At 48.7% G+C, this 13,235-nt stretch carries 11 protein-coding genes; 3 read left to right on the top strand and 8 right to left on the bottom strand.

Annotation, left to right across the window (positions count from 1 at the left end; genetic code table 11):
- Nucleotides 1-44 precede the first annotated feature (44 nt).
- Nucleotides 45-2,126, bottom strand: a complete 2,082-nt coding sequence (locus tag ACYVGR_RS01685; RefSeq protein WP_460953409.1) for a glycoside hydrolase family 97 protein — start codon at nucleotides 2,124-2,126, stop codon at nucleotides 45-47.
- A 206-nt stretch (nucleotides 2,127-2,332) separates the two neighbouring features.
- Here ACYVGR_RS01685 and ACYVGR_RS01680 point away from each other — a divergent pair, with 206 nt between their 5' ends.
- Nucleotides 2,333-2,539 carry a hypothetical protein gene (locus ACYVGR_RS01680; RefSeq protein WP_460953407.1) on the top strand — a complete coding sequence of 69 codons (207 nt, stop codon included), beginning with the start codon at nucleotides 2,333-2,335 and terminating at the stop codon, nucleotides 2,537-2,539.
- Nucleotides 2,536-3,090 carry a hypothetical protein gene (locus ACYVGR_RS01675; RefSeq protein ID WP_460953405.1) on the top strand — a complete coding sequence of 185 codons (555 nt, stop codon included), beginning with the start codon at nucleotides 2,536-2,538 and terminating at the stop codon, nucleotides 3,088-3,090. Before ACYVGR_RS01680 ends, ACYVGR_RS01675 begins: the two co-directional genes overlap by 4 nt.
- A gap of 104 nt (nucleotides 3,091-3,194) precedes the next feature.
- Here the strand turns inward: ACYVGR_RS01675 and ACYVGR_RS01670 are convergent, their stop codons facing one another.
- The 6 genes from ACYVGR_RS01670 to ACYVGR_RS01645 form a co-directional block, all read right to left on the bottom strand.
- Nucleotides 3,195-4,514 carry an MFS transporter gene (locus tag ACYVGR_RS01670; RefSeq protein ID WP_460953404.1) on the bottom strand — a complete coding sequence of 440 codons (1,320 nt, stop codon included), beginning with the start codon at nucleotides 4,512-4,514 and terminating at the stop codon, nucleotides 3,195-3,197.
- Nucleotides 4,511-5,179 (bottom strand): beta/alpha barrel domain-containing protein, encoded by a 669-nt coding sequence (locus tag ACYVGR_RS01665; protein WP_460953402.1) that lies wholly within the window; start codon nucleotides 5,177-5,179, stop codon nucleotides 4,511-4,513. Before ACYVGR_RS01665 ends, ACYVGR_RS01670 begins: the two co-directional genes overlap by 4 nt.
- Before the next feature lie 97 nt (nucleotides 5,180-5,276).
- Complete coding sequence (locus ACYVGR_RS01660) at nucleotides 5,277-6,308, bottom strand: sugar kinase (RefSeq protein WP_460953400.1); 1,032 nt, start codon at nucleotides 6,306-6,308, stop codon at nucleotides 5,277-5,279.
- A gap of 156 nt (nucleotides 6,309-6,464) precedes the next feature.
- The gene (gene uxaC / locus ACYVGR_RS01655; protein WP_460953398.1) at nucleotides 6,465-7,895 is read right to left on the bottom strand and encodes a glucuronate isomerase; all 1,431 of its coding nucleotides are present in this window, start codon (nucleotides 7,893-7,895) and stop codon (nucleotides 6,465-6,467) included.
- 90 nt (nucleotides 7,896-7,985) lie between these two features.
- Entirely contained in the window at nucleotides 7,986-9,641 is a 1,656-nt protein-coding gene (locus tag ACYVGR_RS01650; RefSeq protein WP_460953396.1) for a UxaA family hydrolase, read from the bottom strand.
- 99 nt (nucleotides 9,642-9,740) lie between these two features.
- On the bottom strand, nucleotides 9,741-11,270 hold the full coding sequence (locus ACYVGR_RS01645; RefSeq protein WP_460953394.1) for a tagaturonate reductase: 1,530 nt from the start codon (nucleotides 11,268-11,270) through the stop codon (nucleotides 9,741-9,743).
- A gap of 279 nt (nucleotides 11,271-11,549) precedes the next feature.
- Here ACYVGR_RS01645 and ACYVGR_RS01640 point away from each other — a divergent pair, with 279 nt between their 5' ends.
- Nucleotides 11,550-12,578, top strand: coding sequence for a LacI family DNA-binding transcriptional regulator (locus ACYVGR_RS01640; RefSeq protein WP_460953393.1), 1,029 nt, complete (start codon nucleotides 11,550-11,552; stop codon nucleotides 12,576-12,578).
- Nucleotides 12,579-12,609: 31 nt separating this feature from the next.
- Here ACYVGR_RS01640 and ACYVGR_RS01635 read toward each other — a convergent pair whose 3' ends face one another.
- Complete coding sequence (locus ACYVGR_RS01635; RefSeq protein ID WP_460953391.1) at nucleotides 12,610-12,912, bottom strand: DUF1330 domain-containing protein; 303 nt, start codon at nucleotides 12,910-12,912, stop codon at nucleotides 12,610-12,612.
- Nucleotides 12,913-13,235: the final 323 nt, after the last annotated feature.

The following is a 13,235-nucleotide window of genomic DNA, read 5'->3' as shown; positions in this document are numbered from 1 at the left end:
TGATAGACCCTGCAATAACCAAGCTGGTTGGAATAAGCCTTCGATTATTTCTTCTTCACTTGAATTGCACAGCCACCACCTTTCGCCAGATGAATGGGCAGTCTTGTTTTACTGTTCACGGGGATCGTTTCAATTTTATAGGCTTCTGGGTTGGCAAACCAGTCGGCTGTAGCGGCATCCCGATAGATGGTGGCTTCGTAGGCTTGGCCGGGTTCCAGAAAATCAAAATCAATGGAGATATCGCGGCTGCTTTCGTCCGTAATGGCACCCAAAAACCAACTGTCTTTCCCTTTGGTTTTTCGGGCAATAGTCAGGTAATCACCTGGTTCGGCTGCTATAATCTTAGTGTCGTCCCAATCGACGGGTACATCCCGGATAAACTGAAACGCATCCAGATGCTTCTCGTAGTTTTCTGGCAAATCGGCGGCCATCTGCAACGGGCTATAGAGGGTAATGTACAGCGCCAATTGTTTCGCCAGCGTCGTTCGAACGCGTGTTGTGCGGGTGCTGTCGAACTGGTTTAGCTTAAATCGGAACAAGCCCGGTGTAAAGTCCATTGGACCACCCAGCATCCGCGTAAAGGGCAGGATGGTCGTATGTTCGGGCGTAATGCCGAGGGTAGGGGCGTTGTTGAACTCGCTTCCCCGTGCAGCTTCGCTCGCCATCCAGTTCGGATAGGTACGGTGCAAGCCGGTTGGGTGTGCCGATTCGTGGGAGTCGATCATGATCTTGTACTGAGCGGCTTTTTCGGCCACGCGCTCATAATGCCCAACCATCCATTGCCCGTCGTGGTGTTCGCCCCGTGGAATGATCCGGCCTACGTAGCCCGTCTTCACCGTATTGATTCCCTCTTTCACCATGTATTGAAAGGCCGCATCCATACGGCGTTCATAATTGGTAACTGAGCCAGACGTTTCGTGGTGCATGATGATGCGAACGCCTTTTGATTGTGCGTAAGCCGTCAACGAATCGAGGTTGTAGTCGGGGTAGGGGGTTACGAAATCGAAAACATTCTCTTTCCAGTTGCCAAACCAGTCTTCCCAGCCCACGTTCCAGCCTTCCACCAACACGCCATCGAAGCCGTATTTGGCGGCAAAGTCGATGTACTTTTTTACGTTTTGGGTATTGGCGCCATGTTTGCCGCCCGCTTTTTCCCAGGTCGCTTTGCCGATGTGCATCTCCCACCACATGCCCACAAATTTCTGGGGCTTTATCCAGGATGGGTCGGCGATGGTGGAAGGTTCGTTTAGGTTCAGGATGAGTTTGGAGGCCAGAATGTCGGTAGCTTTATCGCTGACGATAAGGGTTCGCCAAGGCGTTTGAGCGGGTGTTTGCAGATACGCTTTGTTGCCAACAGCATCGGGGACCAGTTGTGAGGTGAGCGTTAGTTTTTTCTTATCCAGTTGCAGATGCATAACCGGATAGTTGATCAAGGCCGCTTCGTAGAGGCTGATATATAAGCCATCACCCGTTTTAAAGAGCAACGGAGTCTGGACCGCATTGGGGCCAATGAGCGATTTTAAAGCCGTGTCTTTCTCTTTGTTTGAGGCTGTAGTTGCATCGACCTCACTCAATCGGGTGGTGTTGTAGAGGTATTCGTTAGAATCGTAATCGCCAGGTTGCCAGAAGGTTTTATGATCGGCAGCTAGCGCAAACTGTGTTTTCTCATCGGCTACGACGAAATGCGTCAGCGCCTTTTGTTGCGGAAACTCGTAGCGAAAACCGACCCCATCGTTAAACACCCGAAACCGCACCAGCACCTTTATTCCTGAAGTACCTTTATCGGCCAGCGTAAGCGCCAGTTCTTTATAGTTGTTACGAATCTGATTGACTTCGCCCCAAACGGGTTTCCAGGTTTCATCTTTTGCTGATGAGTCCGCAGCCGCAATGGTGAACTGGGTTAGTGATACCTTGGGTTTACTGAGAACAAAACCCACGCCTGATGGCTCAAGCACTTTTTTGCCTTTATAGGAAACCCGGTACAATACGTTACCTACCGGATTAGTACTGACGGAAACAACAATGGATTTATCGGGAGAAGAAATCGAAATAGGTTGCTGTGCAAACAGAAGCGAGATTGGACAAGCCAGCCCCAAAGCAGCAAGTAAATAACGAACAAATAGCATCTTATCGGTTAGTCTACGAATGGGAAATGAGACCGACAAGATAGCGTCTTTTTAGGATAGGATAAAACTAGGGATTTTCGGTATTCTGGCGCTGGCTACTTAAACAGTAGATGGATACAGATGGGGCAACTTAGTAATACCCCACAGTTTTATAGACGAATCAGTAGTGTCCATTTTCGTTATCTTTGTATAAAGTGAATTTGGCTATGACGGATAAAATCAGATACCAACAAGGCACGATGGAGAAAGATCCTCGAAATATGACAGACCAGGAGCTTGTGATCTGGCAGAAACAGTGTGCCGATAATGCCCGTACCTATCTGTTTTCAATTAATCAGCCATTAGTTTATATTCGAGAAGATGGGCATACCATTGCCGAATATAAAGATGGAAATGTGATGGTGATTCGATGAACATTTATGTGATCGCTGGCCCACCCGGTATTGGTAAAAGTACAAGCGGTAAAAACTTTATTCCCCGAAAAATACCGATTATTGATCAGGATCTGGCTGGCTATCAATACAAGAAACAGGGATTTTCTGATTATCGGGATTTGGCTTCGTTGAGTACCCAACAGAAAATAAGGGATCATTTGTTTGCAAAGAAAAGCTTTGCCCTGGAGTTAAATTTAGGCTTTCCCTCTCACTACGAGTATTTGAAATCCATCGCTGGATTCGATTCATCAAACCAAATTCATCTACTACTTTTCTTCACCGATAATTTAGCTCTTTGTATTGATCGGGCTAAGGTTAGGCATTTAAGTGGTGGTCATGAAGTAAAACTGGAGATTATTCAGGAGATGTATAACAGTACAATGCCGCTCTTCGAACAGAATAAGCAGATATTTTCCAGCGTTCGACTGATTGACGTTCAAAATACGATTACGACGGAACCCCGACTGCATACTGAAAACCTACCTGCCTGGATAATTACGCATGGCTTGAAGGTTTATTTGATACCCTAGTTAAAGAATATTAAGGATTGATCAACATGCTGACAAAGAATGCGTCTCAAGGCTTATGGATTCTTAAGTAAAGATGCTTCCTTTGTCAGCATGACAAATTTTATTTAACTAACCGGTTCTGATTCAGGCGTCTCCAGTTGAACGGGTTGCATTTTTGGCGTTAGGAAATGCATGACCAACCATGCCAGCAGGTAAGCCGAGCCGCACATCAGGAAGATGATACCGTAACCGCTCTGTACGTCACCGGCCTTTTTATAGCTGTCCAGAATCCGGCCAACAATTTCCGGGAAGATAATACCGCCAATGGAACCGGCCATACTGCCGATACCCACAACGGAGCTAACCGCCCGTTTCGGAAACATATCAGAGGCCGTGGTGAAAATGTTGGCGCTCCAGGCCTGGTGCGCTGCTCCGGCCAGACCAATCAGGGCGACAGCTCCCCAAATACCCGGCCCAAAACGTACGGCCATAACGGGTAATACCAGCAGGGCGAAAATAAACATGGCTGTTTTGCGGGCTTTCCAGACGCTCCAACCTCGGCTAATCAGCGCCGACGACAGGTAACCACCGCCAATACTACCAATACTGACCAGCGTGTAGAGGACTGCCAGATACAGATTCGGTTTCTTTGTATCGAGATGGAATGTTGTTGCGAAGTAATCCTGTAACCAAAACAGGAAGAACCACCAGATGGGGTCGGTCAGCATTTTACCGAACACAAACGACCAGGTTTGGCGCTTACCCAGTAATAAACCCCACGAAACGGGTTTGCCGTGATCCGCAACGGCATCGGGCGTTGTTTCGTTATCGCTGTGGATGTAGTCGAACTCGGCTTTGGACAGTTTGGCCTGTTTGGCGGGAATTTCGTAGCCGATATACCAGAAAATAAGCCAGATGAAGCCGACAGCGCCCGTAACGATAAAGGCCATTTGCCAACCCCAGATACCCAGAATCCAGGGAACCAGAATCGGGGCAACTACGGCTCCAATATTAGCGCCCGAGTTGAAAATCCCCGTTGCGAGCGCCCGTTCTTTTTTGGGGAACCATTCGGCAACCGTTTTAATGGCGGCCGGAAAGTTACCAGCTTCACCAAGACCCAGCCCAATACGGGCGAAGATAAAGCCTATAGTACTGGTGGCCATAGCATGCGCCATAGCCGCAATACTCCAGAAAATGATGGCAACCGTATAGCCAACCTTCGTACCAATGCGGTCAATAATTCGCCCGAAAATCAGTAGCCCAATGGCATAAGCGGCCGAGAAAACCTGCACAATGCGGCTGTAGTCCAGTTCCGACCAGTTAAATTCTTTTTCCAGCGTAGGTTTCAGGAGACCAACCACCTGCCGGTCGAGGTAGTTGATGGTTGTAGCGAAGAACAACAGGGCTACAATTGTCCAGCGATAGTTTCCGACGGGTTTACTCATGCGGATTGAGGAATAAAGGGTGTAACAATCTGGACAAGCGAAGCCACACGATCACGCAAGGCCGACGGATCGGCACTGTCGCCGGAGAATAATTGTGAACCAATGCCGACTGCCGTAACGCCCGCTTTGAACCAGGCATTCAGGCTCTCGCTGGTTGGTTCGACACCCCCCGTTACCATCAACTTTAGCGACGGCATTGGGCCTTTGATGGCTTTGATAAAACCAGGACCAACGACATTGCCCGGAAATACTTTCACCAGATTAGCCCCTAACAAGGTTGCCTGATAAATTTCATTCAACGTAGAGCCAGCTGGCATCCAGGGTATTCCGTAATTCCGGCATACATCGCCCACGGTTGGTGTTGTCACGGGTTGTACTACGAAGTCGGCACCCGCAGCGATGAATTTTTTGGTGTCATCGGCTGTCAGAATCGTGCCAATACCCATCGCCATGTCGGGACAGTTTTTCCGTACGTAGCTTATTAATTGGGTAAACACTGCCAGTGCCTTGTCGCCCCGGTTAGTGAACTCAAATACGCGCAAACCTCCGTCGTAACAAGCCTGGACAATAGCTTGTGCATGGTCGGCGTCGGGATGATAGAAGACGGGTACAATCGGGTGATTGATAACCAGATCAAAGATTTTTTCGGGCGAGAATACGGGCATGTTTTTTTGGTTAAGTGGTATGAGGTTTAAGGTTTAAGGTTTACGGTTGGCTGACGCATAAATAGCTGACGCGCCAGCCAACCGTAAACCTCAAACCTTAAACCAAAAACCGTAAATTATTCTGTTGTTGTTTCGTTATATCGGCCACTGTTTGACCCGTCGCATCGCCAAGTTCCTGCAACTTACCAAAAGCAGCGGCAGCGGCAAAATCGACTACGGCCTGCGGATCGTGTTGGTTATACAGGCCGTAAATAAGTCCTGCCATAAAGCAATCGCCACTACCCACCCGATCGACAACCGAATCGGTTAGCAATTCGGACGAAACGTACTGATGACCGTGGGTATAAAGAGTCGTATAATACCGAAGGCCAGTTGGTGGCGTATCGAATCGAAACGTGTTGGCCACGACTTTACAGCGTGGAAATTGCCGTTGAATCGCTTCTGCCGTCGCCAATGAATGTTCCAGATACTCGTCCTTCTGATCTCGAATGTGGACTTCTGGATCAACAGGAATACCTAATAGCGAATTGGCGGCCCAGATATTTCCCATCACAACGTCGCAGTATTGGACTATGCCCGGCATGATTTCGACAGGAGTTTTGCCGTATTGCCAGAGTCGTGCCCGGTAGTTCAGATCAATCGATACGGTAATACCTTTTGACGACGCCACCGCTACCAATTCCTGACAGGCAGCGGCTACATCGGCATTTAGGGCCGGACTGATAGCGCTGACGTGAAGCCAGCTCGTATCCTGCAACACGGTATCCCAATCAACTTTACCAACTGCCAACTCCGAAAAGGCAGAATGTGCCCGATCGTAGATGACCCCCGCATTTTTGAGGTCGCTGCCCTGCGGCAGATAATAGCTGCCTACCCGCTGCCCAAACCGAAGGATACCCGATGGGTCGATGCCTTTGTCGGACACGTACCCGATAATATCATCGGCCAGTGAGTTTTCGGGCAATACCGTACTGTATTTCACAGGCACCTCCCAGTTGGCTAATGCTGTTGCTACATTCAGTTCAGCACCACCCACAAACACGGGCATGGCTGTTTGCCGAATCCATTCGCCATTAGCGACTGGAGAAAATCGTAATAATAATTCGCCGAAGCAGCAGACTTTAGTCATATTAACTCCTGTGGTGTCAGGTTCTCAAACCTGACATAGAGCGGTTTTAAGAAACCGCGTTTTACATTTATTCAGACGATTTTGGGCGGACTGGCGTCCCCGAAATCGCTCAGTGTCAGGTTTGAGAACCTGACACCACTCGTACCTAGAATCTACTCAAACCGCCAGCGACATTGGCTTATTGCTGAACCCAAAGTAAGTTTTGGCGTTGCCATAGCAGATGTTCTGTACAACTTGGCCGGTCCAGTCCATGTCGTCGGGGAGTTCGCCGTTTTCAATGTCGTTGCCGAGCATGTTGCACAGAATCCGGCGGAAATACTCGTGCCGTGGGTACGACAGGAACGAACGTGAATCGGTGAGCATACCAACAAACCGGCTGAGCAGACCCATATTGGAAAGAGCATTTATTTGACGTTCCATACCCTCTTTCTGGTCCAAAAACCACCAGCCAGAGCCAAATTGTACTTTTCCTGCCACCGACCCATCATTAAAGTTACCAATCATGGTGGCAATAAGTTCGTTATCGTTGGGGTTGAGGTTGTACAAAATTGTCTTGGCCAATTTGTCGTTGGTATCGAGCCGATCAAGGAAACGGGAGAGGGCACGTGCCTGCGCAAAATCGCCGATGCTGTCCCAACCCGTATCGGGACCAAGCTGCCGAAGCATCCGGCTATTGTTGTTTCGGAGAGCGCCCAGGTGAAACTGTTGTGTCCAGCCCTTTTCCCAATCTAGCTCGGCCAGATACACCAGCATAGCCGATTTAAACTTCAGGACTTCTAACTGGGTCAGATCATCTCCCGAGCGAATTTTGTCGAAAATAATGCTTATCTCGCCGTCGGAATAATCTTCCGCGTAAATCTGTTCCAGACCATGATCGGAGAGTTTGCAACCCATTGCGGCAAAGTAGTCGTGCCGTTGGCGCAGGGCAGCCAGGAAGTCAGCGAAGTTGGTGATCGATAGGTTGCTGGCGGCTTCTAATCGGCCCACGTATTGGTTGAATGCTGCCGTATCGTCAACAGCCATGGCTTTGTCGGGCCGGAAGGTTGGCAGAACACCAATCTCGAAGCCTTCGTCGGCCAGTTTTTGGTGGTTTTCCAATGAATCGACGGGATCGTCGGTTGTACAAACGGTTTCAACGTTCATCCGGCGTAGCAGATTCCGAACCGAGAAATCCGGCGACTGTAGTTGTTCGGTGCAGGCGTCATAAATCCGTCGGGCACTTTTGCCGTTGAGAGTTTCAGTGATCCCAAAATATCGTTGTAATTCTAGGTGCGTCCAGTGATAGAGCGGGTTTCGGAGGGTATACGGCACGGTTTCTGCCCATTTCTGAAACTTGGCAAAATCAGGCTGATTCCCTGTGCAATAGCTTTCATCGACCCCATTCGCCCGCATCGCCCGCCATTTGTAATGGTCGCCGTAGAGCCAGATTTGCGTCAGGTTCTCAAACTGCTTATTCTCCGCAATCTGATCGGGTGGAAGATGGCAGTGATAGTCGATGATGGGCATCGGCTTGGCAAACTCGTGATAAAGCTGCTGCGCTGTTTCGGTTTGCAGCAAGAAGTTTTCGTTTAGAAAGGGCTTTTTCATGTGTAAAGAGCGAAAGAGTGAATGAGCGAAAGAGCGAAAAGAGAAAGGAGACTAGTTAAACACTCATTCACTCTTTCGCTCTTGCACTCTTTATAACGATACCCCCCGTTTCCAGGGTATGAAATCATCCTGACCGTGACGGACGGCGGCTATTTCCAGATCACCACTAGCTACACGGATAATGTGTTCCAGAATGCGCTCGCCAGCCTGCTGAATGGTTTCGTCGCCATCAATGATAGTACCTGTATTGATGTCAATAATATCGGGCATTCGGTTAGCTAAAGCGGTATTGCTGGCTATTTTAATGACGGGGGTGATTGGATTTCCCGTTGGCGTACCAAGTCCCGTTGTAAATAGCACGACCGTTGCGCCCGAAGCCACCTCGGCTGTGGTCGATTCGACATCGTTGCCGGGTGTGCAGAGTAAATTGAGTCCAGGTTTGCGAACGGGTTCGGGGTAATCGAGCACGGCCACTACGGGTGAACTACCGCCTTTTTTAGATGCTCCCGCCGATTTCATAGCATCGGTAATCAGACCGTCGCGGATGTTTCCCGGCGATGGGTTCATATCGAAACCTGATCCTACTTCCTGGGCTCGTTGAGCGTAGGTGTTCATCAGTTCGCGGAAACGACTGGCGGTTTCGGCATCAACAGCTCGGTCGCACAGTTCCTGCTCAACTCCGCAAAGTTCAGGGAATTCTGATAGGATAACCGTTCCTCCCAATGCAACCATCAAATCGGAAGCGTGACCCACCGCAGGGTTAGCCGAAATTCCCGAAAAACCATCTGATCCACCACATTCCAGTCCAATGACCAGTTTGCTCAGCGGAGCTGGTTTTCGGACAGCTGTATTGGCCTGCATGAGCCCGGCGAATGTCTGCCGGAGTGCCTGACTAATCAGCGATTCTTCGGTGCCAATAGTCTGTTGTTCAAGAACAAAGAAAGGCTTGTCGAACTGGGGACTCCGCTTCTGAATTTCTTCCTGCAACATGCTCACCTGCGCATTCTGGCAGCCCAGGCTGAGGATGGTTGCACCGGCTACATTGGGGTGAGTGACGTATCCGGCTAGCATACCACAGAGCGCCTGGGCATCTTGCCGGGTGCCTCCGCAACCGCCATCGTGTATGAGGAATTTTACACCGTCGACGTTAGGGAAGAGCCGTAATTGACCATTGAGCGACTGTTCTGCGGTTTGTAAATCGGCTTGTAGCACCTCTTCAACAGTACGACCGGCCTGAACCAGCGCCTTCAATTCTTCCGTTTGCCGCTGATAGGTTTTCTTGCGGCCATAACCGAGGTCGTTAACTAAGGCATCTTCCAGCACCTGAATGTTCCGATTTTCGCAGAAAACCAGCGGAATCACGAGCCAATAGTTGCCCGTTCCTACGCTTCCGTCAGAACGATGATAGCCCATGAACGTCTGGTTCTGCCACTGATCAACGGCTGGCGCTGTCCATTGATACGCAGTCGCATGAAGGTCGTAGCTATTGGTCGCATGCTGTACGTTGAACGTCGTGAGTCGACCTCCGGCAGGAATAGCGTGTTTAGCTTTCCCAACGAGTACACCGTACATAGTGATGGAGTCGCCGGGCTCAAACGCCTGAATGGCTAGTTTATGTTTGGCCGGAATTGCTTCCGTAACGATTAAAGAGTTGCCATCGTTTTGCACTCGTTCGCCCGGTTCTAAATCGGTAAGCGCAACGAGCACGGAGTCGTTAGGGTGTATTTTTAAAACGTTCTGTTTCATTTTGATCTTATAGGACGCAGATTTTTATGATTGTTTAAGACTCATTACGATGTAACTCATCCCTTAATCATACTGATCATAACAATCAACGGGCTATTTTCATTTTGTTACGGTTTCAATGTGATCGAAATGGGTAGCCACCGTCGCTAATACACTTGAGTTGGCCATTTGCGTTAAATGATTCGCCACTGAATCGGCAAAGCCCGGTAACTGCGTTAAATCTGAGTCCCATAAGTCGGTATTTTGTAGCACCGTACTAGTTAAGTCCTGCGGATTCAGGCGCGCCCACAAGTCAGCAAAATAGCCAGCCTGTGCGTCCTGAATTGGGTATTTTTGTCCATCACGTTCGCCATACCACACGCCATCCTGTTGCGAGGTAGCCCGCATAAACAGCAGATAGGCGGCAAAGCCTAAGGCAATGTAGCGGGGCGTAACGTTCAACTGCTTGTAATAGTGAAGCAACGTTGGAATGTTCCGCATCTGCATCTTCGCCGAATATTGCATGGTGATGGCTATCCAACGATGTTCAATGAATGGGTTACGGAAGCGATCGAGTACATGGAAGCCAAAACGTTGAGCAATTTTATCGTCGACAGCGTAGGGGATACCCGGAATCAGTTCGGCCAGCATGACACTGCTAATAAAGGCAGATAATACTTCATCGGCCATCGCTTCCCGAACCGTTTCGAAGCCACTCAGATAAGCCAGTCCACAGCTTAATGTGTGTGTGCCGTTGAGCAGTCGTAATTTCAGTTCGCGGAACTGATCGATGTTAGGCCGGATAAAAATATTCTCGTCGGCCTGATGGAACGATAGCACCTCTTGTACGTGCTCATCACCCTCGATAGCCCAGAGTCGGTACACTTCCGAAACGGTTAACAACTCATCCTGATAATCAAGTTGTTCACTAATCGCAGTATAGGTCGACGCATCTGGTCGGCCGGGCACAATGCGATCAACCAGCGAATTGCAGCAGGTATTAGCTGTGGTGAGCCAATGAATAAATGCTTCTTCCAGTCCATTCTGATTTGCTAGTTTCAGTAAAATAGCGGCTAGTTTGGTGCCATTATTCGGAATGAGTTCAGTAGGGACGATGACTAATCCTTTGGTTGGGTCGCCGTTAAATGCCTGATAGCGGGCATACAAAACGGCCAGTAATTTGCCCGGAAACGATTCCGGCGACGATTGCCGAATGTCGTCCTGAACCAACTGAATACCAACCTCGGTCGTATTGGAAATCACGATCTGTAAGTCAGGGCTGGTAGCCACCTGTAGAATTTCATCCCACTGCTGTTTGGCCGATAACACGCGGCTAATGGCCGAACAAACGACATTTTCTTCAACGAGTTTCTTATTTTCAATACCCCGAATGCAGAGCGTATATAAATTATCCTGCCGGGCAAAGGCCGACATATCACCCCCGTCCGTTGATTTTACGACTACAATTCGCCCATTGAAAATGCCCTGACGATTCGCTTTGTCGATCAAATAATCGGGTAAACCGCGCAACAGAACTCCTGTTCCAAATTGCAATACGCGCTCAGGTAAATGCAGGAGTTGATCAGTTGGAAGACTGACATCGGTGCTGGATTGAAGCAGCGGTAGCAACTGTAGGGATAAGGAATTCATAATACCGGATATGATAGATCGAAAAATTGTCTTTTTTATGGAAACCAGGTGAGCTATTAGATGTACGGCTTAGCTACTTGCTTTCCTAAGGTTAAGCAGGCTATTTGTTAAGTAGAAACTTTTCGGGATATTTATTCACGCAAACGTTATCGGGAACGTTGCCGAGTTCTGGGTATATTACTGGAAAGCCGTAAAACGAGTAGTTGACCAGGGCTCGACACTTATACTCATAGCGCCTGACGGATTGCCGCTGTTTTTGTATTTTACCAATATGTTGCTTTGGAGACGATTACCATAAAAGATATTGCGCGGGCCTTAAATCTGTCAACCTCGACGGTCTCGCGGGCCTTGCGGGGTAGTTATGAAATTAATTCAGAGACCAAACGTTTGGTAGTCGAGTACGCCGAACGCTTCAACTATCAGCCAAATCCTATTGCACTTAGTTTAAAAGAGAATCGAAGCCGGGTTATTGGCGTTATCGTTCCCCAAATTGCCAATAATTATTTTTCACAGGCCATCAATGGCATTGATGCTGTTGCCTATAGTCGAGGGTATCAGGTTATCATTTTTCAAAGCCACGAGTCCTACGAGCGGGAGTTGTTGACCGTGCAGCAGGCAGTTGCCCGAAAAGCAGACGGCTTGCTTATTTCTTTGTCGGGAAGTACGTCGGATGTATCGCATCTACGCGCTTTGCAGGAGCGAAAACTGCCTATCGTCCTCTTCGATCGCGTATCCAAAGACCTTAAATCACTGGCCGTAACCGCCGATAATTTTACGGGTGCTTTTGCCGCAACGGAGCACTTAATTCAGTCGGGTCGTCGGCGCATCGCACACCTAACCATCCCGTCGTATATCTCCATCACGCAGGAGCGATTGGCGGGCTATCGGGCTGCCCTTGAAAAGTATGGATTGCCCTATGACGAAAACCTGATTCGGTATTCTGAATTTGGCCAGAACAATGTAGAACCCGTTGTAAACGATTTATTGGATCAGTCGCCCGATGCCTTCTTTGCGGCTGGCGACCGTCTGGCGTTGGGTTGTCTGGCTGCCTTAAAAAAACGAAATGTGTCTATTCCTGAAGACGTTTCGCTGATTGGGTTTACGAATACACCCGTAGCCGATTTACTGGCTCCACCCATGAGTACCGTTGAGCAGCCCGCCCTTGAAATTGGTCAGACTGCTGCCGAACTACTTATCGATCAGATTGAAGGGAAACAAAAAGCAGCGCAACCCAACATGCTTCGGATTCCAACCCGGATGATTATCCGCGAGTCGTCGCAACCTGTTGGACTAAGGGTGGGTGAGTGACTTTGTGAGGGCCGAATTCTGATTGGCGCTATTATAACTTCGTCCCTTTAATCAGAATTGATGTTTTAATGGACTGCTCTTTAAGGTGTAGAAACTTCTTTCGTTCCTCGTCCTGCATGAAGTTTTGAAAATCCTGCTCGGCATCAAATTCGACGAGGTGAATTTCGTAGGGTTTGTCGATGTGATGCTCGATAAACGCGTCGTCTGATGGCCGCATTCTTAGCAAGAGCCGACCGTTGTATTTGGCGATGGTGGGAATGGCAATGTCTTCAAACTGATGAAACACCTGCTCCTGGCCTTCCTTGATGAAAATTAATTGCGTGATGTAAAGCATGAGAGGGATTGAGCTAATTTTTCTCGTTGATTAACGGATTCGCTAACAGGGACATAATCATAAATTTATTGATTTATGCCAGACTCTCAGCAACGTGTTTTTCACTAATCGTCGGTGAGGTTACTTTTCGCCAGGCCAGTTAGTGCTCGTCCAATTTAGATTCTATAGATTCTCGGGGCCGCCCGCGCGGTTGATTCTATCGTTTCTGATTATCAGTACAATAGCAATCGGGAGAATCTATAGAAACAGTTAGAATCTATTTTGCCAAAGCACCAGTGTTTTTAGTGGGTTTAGGAAAGAGACAGGGCAAGTGGCTATTCGTC

The sequence above is a fragment of the Spirosoma litoris genome, assembly GCF_054776755.1.
This window is presented reverse-complemented; position numbering and strand designations above follow the sequence as displayed.

Bases quoted from the DNA above. Each gene is read 5' to 3' on its own strand.
- ACYVGR_RS01665 (WP_460953402.1), bottom strand. From the start codon at position 5,179: ATGCCCGTATTCTCGCCCGAAAAAATCTTTGATCTGGTTATCAATCAC.
- ACYVGR_RS01650 (WP_460953396.1), bottom strand. From the start codon at position 9,641: ATGAAACAGAACGTTTTAAAAATACACCCTAACGACTCCGTGCTCGTT.
- uxaC (WP_460953398.1), bottom strand. From the start codon at position 7,895: ATGAAAAAGCCCTTTCTAAACGAAAACTTCTTGCTGCAAACCGAAACA.
- ACYVGR_RS01635 (WP_460953391.1), bottom strand. From the start codon at position 12,912: ATGCTTTACATCACGCAATTAATTTTCATCAAGGAAGGCCAGGAGCAG.
- ACYVGR_RS01685 (WP_460953409.1), bottom strand. From the start codon at position 2,126: ATGCTATTTGTTCGTTATTTACTTGCTGCTTTGGGGCTGGCTTGTCCA.
- ACYVGR_RS01670 (WP_460953404.1), bottom strand. From the start codon at position 4,514: ATGAGTAAACCCGTCGGAAACTATCGCTGGACAATTGTAGCCCTGTTG.
- ACYVGR_RS01680 (WP_460953407.1), top strand. From the start codon at position 2,333: ATGACGGATAAAATCAGATACCAACAAGGCACGATGGAGAAAGATCCT.
- ACYVGR_RS01675 (WP_460953405.1), top strand. From the start codon at position 2,536: ATGAACATTTATGTGATCGCTGGCCCACCCGGTATTGGTAAAAGTACA.
- ACYVGR_RS01660 (WP_460953400.1), bottom strand. From the start codon at position 6,308: ATGACTAAAGTCTGCTGCTTCGGCGAATTATTATTACGATTTTCTCCA.
- ACYVGR_RS01645 (WP_460953394.1), bottom strand. From the start codon at position 11,270: ATGAATTCCTTATCCCTACAGTTGCTACCGCTGCTTCAATCCAGCACC.